Raw genomic sequence first — 21,250 nt, 5'->3', positions numbered from 1 at the left:
TTTGGCAGTAGAAAAAATACATTCATTAACTCCTATGCAAGAAGGAATGCTATATAGTGCAATAAATGACAAAGATTCAAGTGCTTATTTTCAGCAAGCAGTGTTTAGTGTAGAAGGAACTTTAGATGTATTGATACTAAATAAAGTGATTAATAAACTTATAAATAGATATGAGATTTTGAGAACTGCAATATATTATAAAAATATGAGCAAGCCAAAGCAAGTTGTTCTTACAGAAAGAGAAATTCAAATAGATTATAAAGATATTAGCGCTATTAATAATGGTGAAAAAATAAGTTACTTGCAAAAATTAAAGAAGAACGATATTAACAAGGGATTTGATTTGACAAATGATCCTTTAATAAGATTATCTGTTGTAAAGACTGAGTGCTCTAGGTATGAGGTGGTATTTAGCTTCCATCATATAATTATGGATGGATGGTGCATTGGAATACTAATGAATGACATAAGACAAATGTATAGAGGCATGCTTAAAGGGGAAGATTTAAGACTTCAAAAGACTGAAGATTATAGCAAATACCTTGAGTGGTTAGGTAAACAGGATAAAAATGAAGCAACATCTTACTGGAAGAATTATCTTGAGGGATATGAAACTGAGATTAAATTACCTTTATATAATAAAGAAAAAAAAGGTGAATTTGATAATAAGGATAAAAATATAAAAATAAATAAAACTATGACCAATAAATTAATGAGAGTGGCTAGATCAAGCAGTGTTACTTTAAATGCAGTTATACAAACTGCTTGGGGAGTTCTACTTCAAAGATATAATAATACTGATGATGTAGTATTCGGATCTGTAGTTTCAGGAAGAACAAGTGAAGTAAAAGGAATAGAAGGTATGGTAGGCATTTTTATTAATACCGTGCCTATTAGAGTAAGAGGAGATATAAACAGACAATTTTCAGAACTAGTAACTGATGTAAATGAAAATTTTTCGGACATGAACAAGTATAGTTATGTTTCACTAGGAGAAGTGCAAGGATTAACAATACTTAAAAGCAAATTGATTAATCACCTACTAGCTTTTGAAAATTTTCCTGTTGATAAGAGTTCAGGTGAACATAGTGAAAATACAGTTAAGATTGTTGACAATGAATTTTTTGAACAAATAAATTATGATTTTGGGTTGGTAATAACAGCTAATGATCAAATAGATCTATTATTTAAATATAACGGAAATGTTTATGAAGAAGAAACAATAAACCAAATAGCGGATAATTTTTTCAATATATTGAAATGTATAGCAGAGAAAAAAAATATAAAACTATCAGAAATAGATATGTTTAGTGATAAAGAAAGAGATAAGTTATTATGTAAATTCAATGATACATTTAGAAGTTACCCTAAAGAAAAGACAATACAAGAATTATTTGAAGAACAAGTAGAGTTAAGGCCTGATAAAGTAGCAATAACTTTTGAAGATAAAAAGATAACTTATAGAGAACTAAATGAAAAATCAAATAGTCTAGCTAGGATATTAAGGGATAAGGGAGTTAAGGCTGATCATGCAGTAGGAATAATGGCAGAAAAATCCTTAGAAAGCTTGATTGGGATTATAGCTATCTTAAAGGCTGGAGGAGCTTATTTACCTATAGATTCACGGTATCCAGATGAAAGAATACAATATATGCTAAAGGACAGCGGATGTAAGCTTTTACTAAGCGAGATAACAATATCAGATTCTATAGTTTTTGATGGAGAAATATTAGATTTATGCAATGAAGAATTATTTTCATGCAAAATAGATAATCTAGAAAATATAAATACTTCGGACGATTTAGCTTATTTAATATATACATCTGGAACTACTGGTAAACCTAAGGGTGTAATGTGTGAGCATAAAAATGTTACTAGACTAGTTAAAAACACAAACTTTGTTCAGTTCAAAGATGATGATAAAATACTACAAACCGGATCGATGGTATTTGATGCTTCAACCTTTGAAGTATGGGGGGCTCTCTTAAATGGACTCGGACTATGCCTTGCTAAAAACGATGTTATACTTACACCAGAGTTATTTGAGAAATTAGTAAAACATGAGAAGGTAACAGTGTTATGGCTTACATCGGAGTTATTTAATCAAATAGCTGATGAGAATGTAAAAGTATTTGAGACCTTAAGGTATTTATTAGTTGGAGGAGATGTAATATCACCAAAATACATTAATTTAGTGAGGGAACGATTCACTGCTTTAAAGGTTATAAATGGTTATGGACCAACTGAAAATACTACTTTTTCAACAACTTATCAAATAGAAAGAGATCATTTTTCAAATATCCCTATAGGTAAACCTATTGCAAATTCAAAGACTTATATATTGGATATGAACTATTCAATAATGCCTATAGGAGCTTATGGAGAGTTATGTGTAAGCGGAGATGGATTGGGAAGAGGTTATCTAAATAGAGAAGAATTAACAAACGAAAAGTTTGTAGATAATCCATTTGAATTAGGAACAAAGATGTACAAGACCGGAGACTTGGTAAGATGGCTTCCTGATGGGAATATAGAGTTTTTAGGTAGGGTAGATAACCAAATAAAAATAAGGGGCTTTAGAATAGAAATAGGTGAAATAGAAAATGAAATCCTAAAACTTGAAAATGTAAATGAGGCAGTGGTAGTTTGTAGGACTGATGATAATAATAAGAAATACTTATGTGCTTATATAACAACTGAAGTAGACATAGAAATATCGCATATAAAGGAAGAACTTAAGAAAGAGCTGCCATCCTATATGATACCAAACTATATACAAAAGTTGGAAAGAATGCCTCTAACAATTAACGGTAAAGTAGATAGGAATGCATTACCTGATATAGATAAAAGTGAGTTTTTAAAAGAGGAATATGAAGCTCCGAGAAATGAAACAGAAGAAATCTTAGCTAAGGTTTGGTCTGACGTCTTAGGGGTAGAGAATGTTGGAATTAATAATAATTATTATGAATTAGGTGGAGATTCAATAAAATCTATTCAAATAGTATCGAGACTTAATAAGCACAATATGAAACTTGAAGTTAAGGATATAATGAAATATCCAGTGATAAAAGAACTAAGTAGTAGGGTGCAATTTACAGTGAGTAAAATAGATCAAGGAGTAGTAGAAGGGAAAGTAGAGTTGACCCCTATACAAAAATGGTTTTTCGAAAATAAATTCATTAAAGAAAACCACTTTAATCAAGCTAATATTTTTTCGAAAAATGGTCCGATTGATGAAGATGTATTAAACAGAGCATTTATAGAAATAATTAAGCATCATGATGGATTAAGAATGATGTATAAGAACAATGAGGAGATATCTCAAATAAATAGAGGACTCGAAGATATAGAAAATATATTTACTATGGAAGTCCATGACTTAAGAACAGATAAAAATTATAAAAAGACTACAGAAAATATATCAGGCCATATTCAAGAGCAAATGGATATAGAAAAAGGTAATCTAATAAAACTAGCCTTATTTAAAACTGAACATCAGGATTTCTTATTGATCACTATACATCATATGGTTATAGATGGAATATCGTGGAGAATACTGATGGAAGACTTAGAAACTGCATATACAACAATTGAGAAGGGAAGAAAAGTAGAGCTTCCTCTAAAGACAACATCTTTTAAAGAATGGGCTGAAAAACTCAAGACATATGCAGATAGTAAGGAATTGCTTAGGGAAAAAAGATATTGGAGACAAATAGAGGAAAGTAAAGTAGAAGAGATAAAAAAAGATCTCTTAAGAGACAATATTAATTACGACGCATACAAAGAGGTTGTAGTGAATTTCTCTAAGGAGGAGACAGAAAATCTTTTAAGAAAAACTAATTTTGCTTATAATACTGAAATAAACGATATTTTACTATGCGCCCTTGGACACGCAATAAGCAATTGGAGTTCAAACGATAAAGTTCTAGTAGGACTTGAGGGGCATGGCAGAGAGGATATAATGAAGGAGGTTTCTATAGATAGAACAATCGGTTGGTTCACTTCAATGTATCCAGTGATTATAAATATAGGACAAGAACATGATCTTTCATATTCTATAAGAAGTGTTAAAGAAAGTTTAAGAAGTATACCTAACAAAGGTATAGGTTATGGTATATTGAAATACCTAACAAGTGAAGAAAATAAGAAGGATATATATTTTAAACAGAAGCCTGAAATAACTTTCAACTATCTCGGAGAATTGAGTCAGAAAGATGATAAAAACTTATTTAAATATTGTGACTTAAAAAGAGGCGAGGATAGTTCCCCATTAAATACAACTGATGAGATGATGAGCATAAACGGAATGAGTATAAATGGAGAACTGATATTCATATTTAGAAGTAAGAGATATAAGGATGAGGCAGTAGAAGAACTAGCTAATTTCTATAAAGAAAGTATCCTAAAAATAGTAGAGCATTGTAAAGACAAAAAAGAAAAAGAAAGTACGCCATGGGATTATGGAGATAAAGATTTAAGTTTAGAAGACTTGGATATTATTATTTCAAAATATAAAGCAATAGAAAAAATACATTCACTTACTTCTATGCAAGAAGGTATGCTTTATAGCTTAGTGACTGATGAAAAATCACATGCATATTTTGAACAAAATATAATTTCTCTTGAAGGAGAATTAAGAGTAGAAGTTTTAAATAGAGTATTTAATAAACTTATAGACAGATATGAAATATTAAGGACTTCAATATTCTATAAAGACATACGTAAGCCTAAGCAAGTTGTTTTAAAGAAAAGAGAAATAGTAATAGATTTTATAGATATAAGTAATGGTAATGAAGATGAAAAGAGTAGTTACCTAGAAAACTTTAAAAAAACCGACATGGATAGAGGCTTTGATTTAACTAATGATCCATTGATAAGATTAACTGCAATAAAAATTGAAGATAGGAAATATAAGGTTATCTGCAGCTTCCATCATATTATCCTTGATGGATGGTGTGTTGGCATATTGCTAAATGATATTACAAAGGCTTATAAAGCTATTATAAATAACGAGGAGATTAAGTTTGAAAAAACAGAAAGTTATAGTAAATATTTAAACTGGCTTGATGACCAAGATAAGGAAGAGTCACTTGGATATTGGAAGAGATATTTACAAGGGTATGAGAATGAAGTAAAAATACCAGTATCTGGACAGCATGAAACAACAGGATTTGAAAACAGAGCAGAAGAAGTGAAGATAGATAAAGCACTGACAGATAAATTAAAGAAGGTTGCCAAGTCTATTGGTGTTACTTTAAATGCTGTTGTACAAACTGCTTGGGGAGTTTTGCTTCAAAAATACAATAACTCAGATGATGTGGTATTTGGATCTGTAGTTTCAGGAAGACCTAGTGAAATAAAAGGAATAGAAGGTATGGTTGGTATGTTTATAAACGCTATACCTATTAGAGTCAACTCAAGTGAAATAAAAGAGTTTAGTAATTTAGCTAAGAAAGTAAATGAAGATTTTATCGAAATTAATAAATATAGTTATTCGTCCTTAGCTGAAGTTCAAGGGTTAACTAATCTAAAAAATAGGTTAATTAAACATATCGTAGTTTATGAAAATTATCCTATTGATACGAAATCCATTTATAGTGGAGAAAGTAGTAATTCGGTTAGGATTGTAGATAATGAAAATATCGAACACACAAGCTATGACTTTGGATTAATTGTCGTGGCAGACGAAGAAATAGATTTGTTATTAAAATATAATGGAAATGTGTATGACAGAGAAATAATTAAACAGATAGGTGATAATTTCTATAATATATTAAAATTCATATCTGTAAAGCAAGATGCTAAGTTGTCAGAAATAGATATGTACAGTACAGAAGATAGAAATAAGATATTATATGAATTTAATGATACTTTTAGAAGTTATCCTAAGGAGAAGACAATACATGAATTATTTAAAGAGCAGGTAGAAATAAATCCTAATAAGATAGCATTGGTATTTGAAGATAAAAAGATAACTTATAAAGAGTTAGACGAAAGATCAAATAGTATTGCAAGAATATTGAGAAATAAGGGCGTAAAAGCTGATTCAATAGTAGGAATAGTAGCAGAAAGATCTTTGGAGACATTAATTGCAATCGTAGGTATCTTAAAGTCTGGAGGAGCATATTTACCTATTGATTCAAGATACCCAGATGAGAGAATACAGTATATGTTAAAGGACAGTGGATGTAAGATTTTACTAAGTGAAATATCTATATCAGATGAAATAGTTTTTGATGGGGAAATATTAAACTTATGTAATGATCAGTTATTTACCGATGATTTTAGTGAGTTAGAAAATATAAATACGGCCAATGACTTAGCATATGTAATATATACATCAGGAACTACTGGGAAGCCTAAGGGCGTAATGTGTGAGCATAGAAATGTTACTAGATTGATTAAAAATACAAATTACATTGAATTTAAAGCTGATGATAGAATTTTACAAACTGGATCGATGGTATTCGATGCTTCAACCTTTGAAGTTTGGGGAGCTTTACTAAATGGAATTGAGCTATATCTTGCTAAGAATGACGTTATACTTTCTCCAGAATTACTTGAGAATGCAGTAAAAGAAAACCACATAACAATCTTATGGTTAACAACGGAATTATTTAATCAAATAGCTGATGAGAATGTTAAAGTATATGAAGGCTTAAGATATATACTAACTGGAGGAGATGTAGCAGCACCTAAATATATCAATTTAGTAACAACAAGTTTTCCTAAATTAAAATTTATTCATTGCTATGGACCAACAGAAAACACCACATATTCAACAACTTATTTGGTAGAAAAAGAGTTCGTTTCTAATGTTCCAATAGGTAAACCTATTGCTAATTCAAAAGCTTATATAGTGGATAGAAATAATGGATTAATGCCAATAGGCACTTACGGTGAATTATGTGTTAGTGGAGATGGATTAGCGAGAGGTTACTTAAATAGAGAGGAATTGACAAACGAAAAGTTTGTAGATAATCCATTTGAACCAGGAACAAAGATGTACAAGTCTGGTGATTTAGCAAGATGGCTGCCTGATGGAAATATAGAGTTCTTAGGAAGAGTGGATAACCAAGTTAAAATTAGAGGATTCAGAATAGAAATTGGTGAGATAGAAAACGAGCTTCTAAAACTTGAAGAAGTAAATGAAGCTGTAGTGATTTGTAGAACTGATGAAAATAGTAAAAAATATTTATGTGCTTTTATAACTACAGAATCAGATTCAGATACGTCAGATATAAAGGAAGAGCTTAAAAAGAGATTGCCGTTATATATGATACCAAGTTATATTGTTAGGTTAGAAAAACTTCCTGTAACAATTAATGGAAAGATAGATAGAAATGCTTTGCCTAAAATAAATAAGAGTGAGCTAATAAAAGATGAATATGAAGCTGCAAGAAATGAAATTGAAGAAACTTTAATTAAAGTTTGGTCAGAAGTATTAGGTGTTGAGAATATTGGAATTAATAATAACTATTATGAGCTGGGTGGAGATTCCATAAAATCTATACAGATTGTATCAAGACTTAATAAGTATAATATGAAACTTGAAATAAAAGATATAATGAAATATCCAGTTATAAAGGATCTTAGTAGTAAGGTTAAGAATACAGTTAGCAGGATAGATCAAGGGGCAGTACAAGGAGAGGTAAAATTAACTCCTATACAGAAGTGGTTCTTTGAAAGTAAGTTTACTGCAGAAAATCACTTCAATCAAGCTAATATATTCTCTAAAAAAGGTTCAATTGATGAAGAAATATTAAAGAAAGCCTTCCTAGAGATTGTTAAGCATCATGATGGATTAAGAATGATCTATAAGAAAGATGAACAAATAATTCAGATAAATAGAGGTATTGAAGAATTACAAGACACATTTACTATAGATGTTTTTGATCTAAAGGATGATAAAGATTATGAAAAAACCATAGATAAGCTTTCGGGAGAAATTCAAGAGAAGATGGATTTAGAAAACGGTATTTTATTGAAATTAGCTGTCTTTAAAACTGAATATCAAGATTATCTATTAGTTGCAATACATCATTTGGTTGTAGATGGAATATCTTGGAGAATTATTCTCGAAGATTTAGAAAGTTTATATACAAGCATTGAAAAAGGTTTAAAAGCAGAGTTGCCTCTAAAGACAACATCATTTGAGGCGTGGTCTGAAAAGTTAAATACTTATGCTAATAGTAGAGGATTTCTTCGAGAAAAAAGATATTGGAAGCAGTTAGAAGAGGTAAATGTATCAGAAATAAGAAAGGATTTTGTTAGTTCTGGAAACGATAAGTGTGAATACAAAGAAGTTGTAATAAGTTTCACAAAAGAAGAGACAGAAGATCTTTTAAGGAAAACTGCATTTGCTTACAACACAGAGATAAATGATATTTTGCTTTGTGCACTTGGACTTTCAATAAAGAATTGGAGTTCTAATGACAATGTGTTAGTAAGCCTTGAAGGTCACGGAAGAGAAAATATACTAAGAGATGTTTCTATCGATAGAACAATCGGTTGGTTTACATCAATGTATCCATTGGTTTTAGATATGAAACATGATTATGATCTTGGATATACTATAAAAGCAACAAAGGAAAACTTAAGACATATACCAAATAAGGGAATTGGATATGGAATATTAAAATATTTAACACACAATGATAATAAGAGTGATATTGAGTTTAAATTAAAGCCGGAAATAAGCTTCAATTATCTTGGAGAATTTAATGAAAGTAATGAAGAAGCCATATTTAAATATTCTCAACTAAGAAGAGGAAATGATAGCTCTGAATTAAACATCATTAAAGAATATATTGGAATAAATGGAATGATAGTTGATGGAGTGTTAAACTTTAGTTTTGCCTATAGAAGTCTAGACTATAAAGATGAAACTATAAAGGACTTATCAATTATTTATAAAGATAATTTGAGTAAGATTGTAAATCATTGTAGGAATAAGCAGGAAAAAGAAAAGACTCCATGGGATTATGGTGATAATGCTTTAAGTCTTGAAGACTTAAGAATAATTAGTTCACAACAACAAGACATAGAAAAAATACATTTATTAACTCCTATGCAAGAAGGTATGCTATATAACTTGATTAGTGATGAAACTTCTCATGCGTATTTTGAACAAAGTATATTTACGTTAGAAGGGATTTTAAATATAGAAGCTTTAAATGAGGCGTTTAATAAACTTATAGATAGATATGAAATACTGAGGACAGTGATTTTTTATAAAGGTATAAGTAAGCCTAAACAAGTTGTATTAAAAAATAGAAATATAAAAATAAACTATATCGATGTAAGTCATATCGACGAAATGGAAAAGGAAGTTTATATTGAAAACTTTAAAAAGATTGATATGAATAAAGGTTTTGACTTAACTAACGAGATGCTTATAAGGATATCAGTCATTAAGACACATGACAATAAATATAAGGTTATTTGCAGCTTCCATCATATCATTCTTGATGGATGGTGTATCGGAATATTATTAAAAGACATAATTACTATGTACAATGCTTTTGATAAAGGTGAAAAATTAGAGTTTGAAGGTAAAGATGATTTTAGTAAGTATTTAGAATGGTTAGACAATCAAGATAAGGAAGAAGCACTTGAATGCTGGGAAAAATATTTACAAGGCTATGAAGGAGAAAGTAAGGTTCCTTCAACTGATGAAAATCAAGAGTTGAAATTCGAGAATAGACTGCAACGAGTAAAAATACAGAAAGAGTTAGCAGATAAGATAAGAAAAATAGCTCACTCAAATAGAATCACAACAAGTTCAGTAATGCAGACTGCATGGGGAGTTTTACTTCAAAAATACAATAATACAGATGATGTAGTGTTTGGATCTATAGTTTCAGGAAGACCTAGTGACTTAAAAGGTGTAGAAACTATGGTAGGAATCTTTATAAATACTATTCCTATTAGAATAACTGGAAGTGGTGATAAGAGCTTCTTACAATTATCGAAGGAATTAAATAAGAACTTCATTGAAATGAATAAATATAATTATGTGTCATTAGCAGATGTACAGGCTTTAACCTCAGTTAAAAACAAGTTGATTAATCATATTGTAGCCTATGAAAATTATCCACTTGACGCAAATATTTTTGATGGTAAGGAAAAGTCAGTAAGAATAATAGATAATGATACATTTGAACAAACTAATTATGATTTTGGATTAGTAATAACAGAATATGATGATATAGAACTTCTAATAAAGTATAATGGTTCAGTTTATAAGGATGAGACAATAAAAGAAGTTGGAGAAAATTTATACAATATATTAACATGTGTAGCAGAAAATTCTGATGTGAAGCTATCAGAGATAGACATGTTGAGTAAAGAAGAGAAGAACAAGGTTATCTATGAGTTCAATGATACGAAGAGAGATTATGTATCAGGAAAAACTATACAAGAATTGTTTGAGGCGCAAGTAGAGAAGACTCCAGACAATATAGTTGTAGGACATGAAAATAGTGAATTAACTTATAGAGAGTTGAATGAAAAAGCTAATTCATTGGCTAGGGTGTTAAGGCAAAAAGGCATAAGTTCAGAGAGCATAGTTGGAATCATGTTGGAACGCTCAGTTGATATGCTAGTTGGCATAATGGGAATCCTAAAGTCAGGAGGAGCCTATGTGCCAATAGATCCGGAATATCCAGAGGATAGGATAAAGTATATGCTTACTGATAGTAATGCAAAGCTTCTATTAACACAAACAAGTTTGATGGAAAAAGTTGATTTTGATGGTGAGACTATCAATCTAGGTGATAAAGAGCTATATGAAAGACATGACAGTAACCTGGACAAGGTATGCTGTGAGGACAACTTAGCATATGTTATCTACACGTCAGGAACAACAGGAAATCCTAAGGGAGTAATGGTAGAGCACAAGGCTTTAGTAAATCTATGTAACTGGCATAATGACTATTATGAAGTTAGCGAAAAGGATAAGGCTACGAAGTATGCAGGCTTTGCATTTGATGCCTCTGTATGGGAAATATTCCCTTACTTAATAAAGGGAGCAGCCATAGAGATAATACCAAAGGACATAATGTTAGATGTAGAGAGACTGCATGAATATTACAACGAAAAAGGTATAACAATAAGTTTCCTACCAACTCAGGTATGTGAGCAGTTTATAAACTTTGAAAGTAAGTCTTTAAGAGTGCTGTTAACAGGAGCAGATAAGCTAAAAACCTACAAAGAGACCAATTATAAATTGGTAAATAACTATGGACCAACAGAGAACACAGTAGTAAGCACAAGCTTTGTAGTAGACAAACAGTACAAAAATATACCTATAGGAAAACCAATTCACAACACCTCTGTATATATACAGTCAAAGGATGGACAAACAGTGCCTGTAGGTATACCAGGAGAACTATGTGTAGCTGGTGACAATCTGGCAAGAGGATATATTAACAAAGAAGATTTGACAAGGGAGAGATTTGTTGATAATCCTTTTGAGCCAGGAAGAAAGATGTACAAGACTGGAGATATAGCAAGATGGCTTCCAGATGGCAATATAGAGTATCTAGGTAGAATAGATGATCAGGTTAAGATAAGAGGTTATAGGATAGAGATAGGTGAAATAGAAAGTCAGATGTTGAAGATACCTGCGATAAAAGAAGCGGTAGTAGTGGCAAGAACGGATGACAATGGAAATAGCTATTTGTGTAGCTATGTAACAGCTGAAGAAGAGATAGCTGCTTCAACTATAAAAGAGGAATTGGCTAAAAATTTACCGAGATATATGGTGCCGAATTATCATATACAAGTAGATACTATACCATTAACTTTAAATGGTAAGGTTGATAAGAAATCTTTACTGAATATAGAACCTAAAGAAAGAGAAGAAATCTACTGTGAAGCTCCTAGTACTGAAATAGAGAAAAAACTGATGGAGATATGGAAAAAGCAACTGGGTGTAGAGAGCATTGGTATAGATGATGATTACTTTGAGCTTGGAGGACATTCATTAAAGGCAGCAAGTATTATATCAAATATAAGAGTTGAGTTAGAAGTAGATATAAAAATTAAGGATCTATTCAATAACCCAAATATCAAAGCCTTATCGAAATTAATTGAAAGTATGGAAAGAGAACAGTATGTCGAAATAAAGAGAGTTGGGGAAAAGGATTATTATATAGCTTCTTCTGCTGAAAGAAGATTATATGCATTATGGGAATTAAATAAAGACAGCATAGAGTACAATGTTCCTTTAATGTTAGAGCTAAACATGAAATTAGATAAAGATAGAGTTGAAGCGACCTTAAATAAACTTATCGAAAGACACGAAATTTTTAGGACAAGATTAGAAATTTCACAAGGTGAAGTTATTCAAAGAGTAATGAATGAGTGGAAGTTGGATTTTAAATATGAAGAAATAGATATAAACGATGCCAAATATAGAATAGATAACTTTATTAAACCATTTGACTTAGCTAGTATGCCCTTACTAAGAGGTGAGCTCCTAAAACTGGAAGAGGAAAAATATATATTTATGGTTGATTTCCATCATATAACTATGGATGCGGGATCCATGCCTATAATTATAAATGAGTTTATAACATTATATAAGGGTGAAGCGTTAGATGAAGTAAGTTATCAATACAAAGACTATTCAGAATGGCAAAATGGTCTAAAGGAAGCTGGAATACTAAGAAGGCAGGAAGAGTATTGGATGAATAGATTCCAAGGCGGTATACCTACTCTTAACTTAAGAAGTGATTTTGAAAGACCTAAAGTCAGAAGTGTTGACGGTGACAGAATAAGATTGGCTTTAGATAGAGAGTTAGCCGTAAAGCTTATAAATATGGCACAGAGAACAGGAAATACAGTATATACATTACTGCTAGCAGCCTATAATGTTTTGTTATTCAAATACAGTGACCAAGAGGATATAGTAGTAGGAACAGTAGAAGCTGGAAGAAGAAGAAAAGAATTTGAAAACATTGTTGGAATGTTCGTAAATACACTTGCTCTTAGAAATTATCCTGAAAAAGATAAAGACTTTAGAGATTTCCTAGAAGAAGTAAAAGAAAATGTAGTAAATGACTTTGATAATGGAGACTACCAGTTTGAAGACCTCATTGAAAAGTTAGAAATAAAGAGAGATGCAAGTAGAAGTCCAATATTTGACGTACTATTTGTATTTGAAAATTCAAGCTTAATTGATCAAAATGAAAAAATAAGGCCAGTAAACTTAGAATTTAATATATCCAAGTTTGACTTAACCTTATTTGTACAACAGATAGAAGATGAAATTGAATTTAGCGTAGAATATAGTACCTGCTTATTTAAAAAAGAAACTATGGAAAGATTTTTAGAGCATTATGTAAATATATTAATGAATATTACTGATGATATAGACATTAAGCTCAAGGATATAAATTTAATTTCAAATGATAAAAGACAGGCGTTGGATAATATAAAATCTAGGCCAGTAATAGATAGTGTTGAATTTGATTTTTAAAAGTTTAGAAAAATAGTTAAAGTAGTTATACTCTATCTCTAAGCTAGCAAGATCTCTTGATGGGATAGAGTATAATCTATAACTAAAAATGCCGTTTCATAGATACCGTAAATGAACTTGCTTAAAGTACAGGGGGATGATGCAGTGAAGAATAAATTGGATATTAATGAATTCATATTAATGGATGAATTAAAAGCACAACTAAAATATTGGAGCGGAAGATTAAAAGATAATGTGTCTAAAGATGATATATTATATGACTACACAAAGTTAAATCAAGTAAAAGAATACAAAGATATGGAAATAATGCTTCCAAAAGACTTTGAAGAAAATGTCTTAAAAATATGCAAAAATAATGACTTTAATTTAATGGTTTTTCTTTCATCTATATTGAAATGTATGTTGAAAAAATACTATGGATTAAACGAAAGTTTTATAATTACTCCATTATTAAAGGATCAATACACAGATGGATATAATGGATGTGTACTTATAGATACAAAAATTGAAGATGAGATGAGTCTAAAAAAAGTAGTTCTACAAGAAAGTCAAAATTTTAAACAAGCCTTTATAAATGGTGATTATCCATTAGAATTGATACTAAAAAGCTTAGGGATGAGTATAAATTCATCAAAAGAAAGCTTTAAGATTGGATTTTTATATAAAAATTTGCAGGAGTATGAATTTATCGAAGCGTATGAATTTGGGCTACTGTTTATCTTTGATAAGACTTCGGAAGGTATAAAACTAGAGATCAAGTATGATGTAAATAAATATAACGATTTGGAAGTAAAAAATATTTTTGATAGATATATATTTATAGCAGCTAACTTGTTAGATAACGTTGATTTAGATATTAAATCTATAAAGTCTATAAATTTAAGTGAGAGAGATAAACTTTTATATGAATTTAATAATGCTAAGGATGATTATCATAAGAACAAAACTATAAAGGAATTATTTGAAGAGCAAGTAAATAGAACTCCAGAAAAAGTAGCAGTAGTATTTGAAGGCAGAAAACTAACTTATAGGCAGCTGAATCATAGAGCCAACTCTTTAGCTATATCATTGAGAGAAAGTGGTGTCAAAGAAGATACCATTGTAGCAATAATGTTGGAACGTTCTATTGAGATGATAGTTGGAATAGTTGCTGTTTTAAAGTCTGGAGGGGCTTATCTGCCAATAGATACGGAATATCCGTCTGAAAGAATAGAATATATGCTAGATGATAGTAAAGCGAAAACATTGGTGACAGAGGATTCATTAAAAAATAAGGTTAATTTCGATGGATTAGTTATAGATATAAAGGATGAATCTTTATATGAAAATGATACAAATAACTTAGTTACCGTATGTAATCCAAATAGTTTAGCCTATGTTATCTACACATCTGGAACCACAGGTAAGCCAAAAGGAGTAGCAATACAACATAGAAGTTTAATAAATTATAAAACTTGGTTCTCAAAAACTATAGGATTAAGTGAAGCAGACAAAAGTGTGCTATTGTCTTCTTATGCCTTTGATTTGAGTTATACAACACTATATTCTGCACTCTTATCTGGATGTGAGCTTCATGTTATTTCGAAAGACATATATATGGAGCCAGATCTTCTAGTGAGTTATTTTTTTGAAAATCAAATAACTTATATAAAGTTAACTCCTTCGCTATTCAGTATGATAATTACGTCTAATAAATATAAAAAACTTCCAATGTACAGTTACTTGAGAGCTATTGTAATTGGGGGAGAAGCTATAAATGTGGATGATGTTGAGAATTATTTAAGTAGATATCCAGATACTTTAATCCTAAATCACTATGGTCCAACTGAAACTACAATTGGTACAGCTGCATGCCTTATAAACCGATTTAACATAAAAGAATTTAAACAAAGACCAAATATAGGAAAACCAATAAGTAATGCAAAGGCTTATATATTGGGAGTAAATAATGAGTTATTGCCTATTGGAGTTGCAGGTGAGCTATGTATTGGTGGGGATGGATTAGCAAGAGGATATTTGTATAGAGATGATGTAACAAAAAGTAAATTTATAGTTAATCCTTTTAATGACGAAGAAAAGTTATATAAGACTGGGGATTTAGCGAAATGGCTTCCTGATGGTAGCATAGAATATTTAGGAAGATTGGATAATCAGGTTAAAATAAGAGGGTATAGAGTAGAAATAGAAGAGATAGAAATCCAAATTTTAAAATTAAAAAACATAAAAGCGGTATCAATATTGCTAAAGGCAGATAATTCTGGAGAAAAATTTTTATGTGCGTACATTGTAGTAAATAAAAAAATCAATATTTCAGAATTGAAAGAAGAGTTAAAAAAATATCTGCCTTCATATATGATACCAAGTTATATAATCGAAATAGATAAAATGCCTATTACTCAAAATGGAAAAATAGATAAGCGTAGTTTAGAAAAAATAGATATCTCTCAGACCGCAAAGGATAATTATGAAGAACCAAAAAGCTATGTAGAAAAGAAACTTGCTAGTATATGGGAGAGAGTGCTTAAAAAAGAGCAGATAGGTATTAACGATGATTTTTTTGAGTGCGGAGGACATTCATTAAAAGCAGCTATATTAGCATCAGAAATAAGAGCGGAACTAGATGTAGAAATAAGTGTTAAAGAAATATTTAGTAATCCTATACTAGTCTCTTTAGGTAAACTAATTGAATCTAAAAATAAGCATGAGTATATAAGGATAAAAAGAGCTGAAGAGCAAGAGTATTACAAACCTTCCTCAGCAGAAAAAAGAATATACACACTGTGGGAAATGAATAAGAACAGTGTGGAATATAATATGCCACTATTCATTGAATATAAGAAAGAAATTAATAAAGATAAAGTAGAAAAGACATTAAATGAGATCATAAACAGACATGAAGCATTAAGAACAAGTTTTAGAATTATAGATCGTGAATTGGTTCAAAAGATAAATCAGGAATGTAAACTGGATTTTAAATATAAAGAAATAAGTAGGGCAAATATAAATGATGAAATAAGCAGTTTTGTAAAACCATTTGACTTGGAAAAGGCACCGTTATTGAGAGGCAAACTTGTTAAGTTAGAAGATAAAGATTATGTGCTCATGTTAGATTTTCATCACATAGTAGTAGATGGAGTTTCAAGGGCGTTAATAATGGATGAATTCAATAGGATTTACAATGGACAATCTGTTGAGGAGCTAGAAATCCAATATAAGGATTATTCTGAATGGCAAAACAGTAAAGAGCAACAAGAAGCTTTGAAAATACAAGAACAATATTGGTTAAAGAGATTTGAGAATGATGTTCCTGTATTAAACTTAATAACTGATTATGAAAGACCTAAAGTAAAAAAGTCAGAAGGAAGCAAAGTAGATTTTGAAATAAGTGAAGGTCTAGCTTTTAAGTTAAATGATTTGGCCAAGCAAACAGGTTCTACCTTATATATGGTACTATTATCAGCTTTTAATATTTTACTATCAAAATATAGTGGACAAGAAGATATTGTTGTAGGAACTGTAGAGGCAGGAAGAGTAAGGTTGGAACTGAAAAATGTTGTAGGAATGTTTGTAAACACTATGGTTCTAAGAAACTATCCATCAGGAAACAAGGCTTACAGAGATTTTCTGGAAGAGGTAAAAGATAATACAATAAATGATTTTGATAATAGAGAATACCAATTTGAGAATCTAGTTGATAAATTGAATATAAAAAGAGATGCAAGTAGAAATCCTATGTTTGATGTAATGTTTGTATTAGAAAATATGAATGATGGAAACGGAGACATAAGTAATATTAGTTTAGGTCTTGAAATATCCAAATTTGATATAACTTTAGCAGCTTGTGAGTTAGAAAACTCAATTAAATTTAACTTGGAATATAGTGTGAACTTATTCAAAAAAGACACAATAGAAAGAATGATTACAAGTTATGTAAACATATTAACTTGTGTAGCAGAGCGATCTGACGTGAAGCTATCAGAGATAGATATGTTGAGTAAAGAAGAGAAGAACAAGGTTATTTATGAATTTAATGCTACAAATAGAGCTTATGAATCAGGAAAAACAATACAAGAATTGTTTGAGGAGCAAGTAGTTAAGACTCCAGACAATATAGTTGTAGGGTATGAAAACTGCCATTTGACCTATAAACAATTGAATGAAAAAGCTAATTCATTGGCTAGGGTGTTAAGGCAAAAAGGCATAAGTTCAGAGAGCATAGTTGGAATAATGATGGAACGCTCAGTTGATATGCTAGTTGGGATAATGGGAATTTTAAAGTCAGGAGGAGCCTACTTACCAATAGATCCGGAATATCCAGAAGATAGAATAAAGTATATGCTTACTGATAGTAATGCAAAGATACTTTTAACGCAAACAAAGTTGATGGAAAAAGTTGATTTTAGTGGAGAGACTATTAACTTAGATGATAAAGAGTTATACGGAAGAGATAATAGTAACTTGGACAAGGTGTGCTGTGAGGAAAACTTAGCCTATGTTATCTATACATCAGGAACAACAGGAAATCCTAAGGGAGTAATGGTAGAGCACAAGGCTTTAGTAAATCTATGTAACTGGCATAATGACTATTATGAAGTTAGCGAAAAGGATAAGGCTACGAAGTATGCAGGCTTTGCATTTGATGCCTCTGTATGGGAGATATTCCCTTACTTAATAAAGGGAGCAGCCATAGAGATAATACCAAAGGACATAATGTTAGATGTAGAGAGACTGCATGAATACTACAACGAAAAAGGTATAACAATAAGCTTTCTTCCAACTCAAGTATGTGAGCAGTTTATAAACTTTGAAAGTAAGTCTTTAAGAGTGTTGCTAACAGGAGCGGATAAACTTAAAACCTACAAGGAAACAAATTATAAGCTAGTTAACAACTATGGGCCAACAGAAAACACAGTAGTAAGCACAAGCTTTATTGTGGACAAGCAGTATAAAAATATACCTATAGGAAAGCCAATCCAAAACACCTCTGTATATATACTGTCAAAGGACGGTGAAACAGCGCCAATAGGAGTACCAGGAGAGCTATGTGTAGCTGGGGCTAACCTGGCAAGAGGATACATTAACAGAGAAGAATTAACAAGAGAGAAATTTGTTGATAATCCTTTTGAACCTGGAAAAAAGATGTACAAGACTGGAGATTTAGCGAGATGGCTTGCAGATGGTAATATCGAATATCTAGGTAGAATAGATAATCAAGTTAAGATAAGAGGCTTTAGAATTGAAATAGCAGAAATAGAAGTAGCGGTACAAAAAAATGAGAAAATACAAAGCTGCGCAATTGTCTGTATTGATAACAAATTAGGAGAAAAAGATCTGATCTTATATTACGTAGTCAAAGAAGATATAAGTTCCAATGAATTGAGACAATACTTAAGAGCCATTCTCCCTATTTACATGATTCCACAAGAATTTATTCAAGTAGAAAAAATACCGATTACTTTTAATGGAAAAGTAGATTTGAAAGCCATCTCCAAAATGGAGGCTATTAATTCAGACTCTGAAGATTTAAAAGAGGAAGAAACTACTGAAGTTGAAAAGAGCATTAAAAACATTTGGGTAAATATTATTGGAAATGAGAAGATAGCAATATATGATAATTTTTTTGATATAGGCGGAGATTCTATGAAGCTTATATCTATGCATAATGAATTAAAGAAGTTATACAGCGACAGAGTTATTGAAGTGGCAGATATATTTGCTTATCCTACTATAAATAGTTTGGCAACTTTTATTCAACAGGCTGAGCAAAAAAGTACCAGAGCAAACAAAGTCTTAGAAACGGTAGAATTTAAAGATGAATATATAGTTTCAGATAGAAAGCTTAGTAAATCAAGGGTATTGAAATATAAAATGAGTTCTGAAGCAATTAACATGATGAATAAGCTATGCAAAAATAATAATTTTAAAAAAGAACATTTATTTCTGGCTAGTTATGTATTTTTATTAGCACAAGCATCTAAGAAAAAGGAAATAAATATTAACGTATTGTTGAATTCAGATGATGTTGTAAGTGAAATAAAAATTGACATTAGTAAGATAAAGAATTTTTATGAAATTATTAGTTTGATGGAGAAAGAGCTTGAAAAATGTAAAGATGATAGCAAGTATAGGCTTAGTTTGTCTAGACTAGAGAGAAGAGAGAGTAATTATAATTCTAGAACAGTAATTTTTGCAAGTGTTGATAGATTTGATAGAAATCAGTTTAACAACTATGACTTAATTATTGCATTCAGTACTATTAATAATGAATTTGAGTGTTTATATAATGAAAAAAATTTAAAAGATGACAGAATTCATGTATTGTTCAATAATTATGCCAATTTAATAAATAAAGTAATAGGTGTAACTAAGTAAATGGCAAATCAGAGGTTATCATTGTTATAAATAATAAATAGATAACCGCAATTATATTAATTTTATCGATTAAATAAATCAGTAGAAATGAGGTAAATATGAGTAAACTTGCTTTTTTATATTCAGGTCAAGGCTCACAATATGTAGGAATGTGTAAAGGTATGTATGATGAATTTGCAATTGTCAGACAAACCTTTGAAGAAGCGAATGAAATACTTGGCTTTGATTTAAGAAATCTATGTTTCAACGGAGATTTGAAAGAACTATCAAAAACTGAAAATACTCAGCCGTGTATTTTAACAGTTAGTATAGCTCAAATGAGGGTTTATATGCAAGAACTACGAATCGAACCATCCTTTTTAGCAGGTCATAGTCTTGGTGAGTACTCTGCGTTAGTAGGAGCAGGAGCTATCGAGTTTGCAGATGCTTTGAGACTAGTCCGACTTAGAGGTAAATTCATGAAAGAATCAGAAAAAACAAAAAGTGGCTCGATGATGGCAATTAGAAATATTAGTGAAAAAATCGTATCTGATGAGATTGATAGAATTTTATCAGAAGGAAATATTATTTGTATTTCCAATTATAATGGGGCTGATAATTTAGTTATATCTGGAGAGAGTGAAGCTGTAAAAGGCGCTGGTGAGGTGTTAAAAAGTAGAGGAGCAGAGGTTATTGGTTTAAATGTTAGTTCGGCTTTCCACTCTCCGCTAATGGAAAAAGCTGCAGAAAAGTTGAAAAGTGAATTAGACAAATACAAGTTTAATGATTTGAAATACAATGTAATATCAAATGTTACGGCTCTACCATATAGGATAGAAGATAATATTGCAGATATGTTAACCAGTCAAATTGTTAAGCCTGTAAGATGGAAAAGCACAATGGATTATTTGAGTGAAAATGGTGTAGATACCATAGTTGAATTTGGTCCAAGGGCTACATTAAGAAATTTAGCAAAAGCTAATATGAAAAATATTAGAGCATATAGTTATGATAAAAAGGATGATGTTGTAAGTTTAAAAGAAAATGTAGAAAGTAAACTAAGAAATAAAAGGTACAATATAATTTCTAGAAGCTTAGGTATGGCTGTAAGTACAAAGAATTATAACTCAAATAATGAACAATATAAAAAAGGCGTAGTAGAGCCTTATGAAAAGATAGAAAGGCTTAGATTGGAATTAGAAGCGAAAAATATAGAACCTTCCATTGAACAAATGAATAGTGCTGTAGAGATGTTAAAATCAGTTTTTAAAACTAAAGGAACAACAAAGGCTGAACAAGTGGAAAGATTTCGACAGTTATTTAAGGAAACAAATACTGAAAAGTACTTTAAAAACTTTCATATAATATAAATTTGGTAAAAGGCAGCAGTTGCATTGGTTGAATAAAACGCAT

Annotated in this window: 3 protein-coding genes; all 3 read left to right on the top strand. The window is 30.6% G+C overall.

The features are described 5' to 3' along the window. The first annotated feature begins 1 nt into the window (after window position 1). Window positions 2–13,486 carry a non-ribosomal peptide synthetase gene (locus tag J3477_RS04200; RefSeq protein ID WP_206868304.1) on the top strand — a complete coding sequence of 4,495 codons (13,485 nt, stop codon included), beginning with the start codon at window positions 2–4 and terminating at the stop codon, window positions 13,484–13,486. Window positions 13,487–13,630: 144 nt separating this feature from the next. Next, complete coding sequence (locus tag J3477_RS04195) at window positions 13,631–19,858, top strand: non-ribosomal peptide synthetase (protein ID WP_206868303.1); 6,228 nt, start codon at window positions 13,631–13,633, stop codon at window positions 19,856–19,858. A 98-nt stretch (window positions 19,859–19,956) separates the two neighbouring features. Beyond that, entirely contained in the window at window positions 19,957–21,207 is a 1,251-nt protein-coding gene (gene fabD / locus J3477_RS04190; RefSeq protein ID WP_206868302.1) for an ACP S-malonyltransferase, read from the top strand. Window positions 21,208–21,250 lie beyond the last annotated feature (43 nt).

Source organism: Clostridium zeae, assembly GCF_017312485.1.
Lineage (GTDB): Bacteria > Bacillota > Clostridia > Clostridiales > Clostridiaceae > Clostridium_AR > Clostridium_AR zeae.
The sequence above is the reverse complement of the archived record's forward strand: the minus strand, read 5'-3'. Positions and strand labels throughout refer to the sequence as shown.

Coding starts and splice junctions, on each gene's coding strand:
- fabD (WP_206868302.1), top strand. CDS start 19,957: ATGAGTAAACTTGCTTTTTTATATTCAGGTCAAGGCTCACAATATGTA.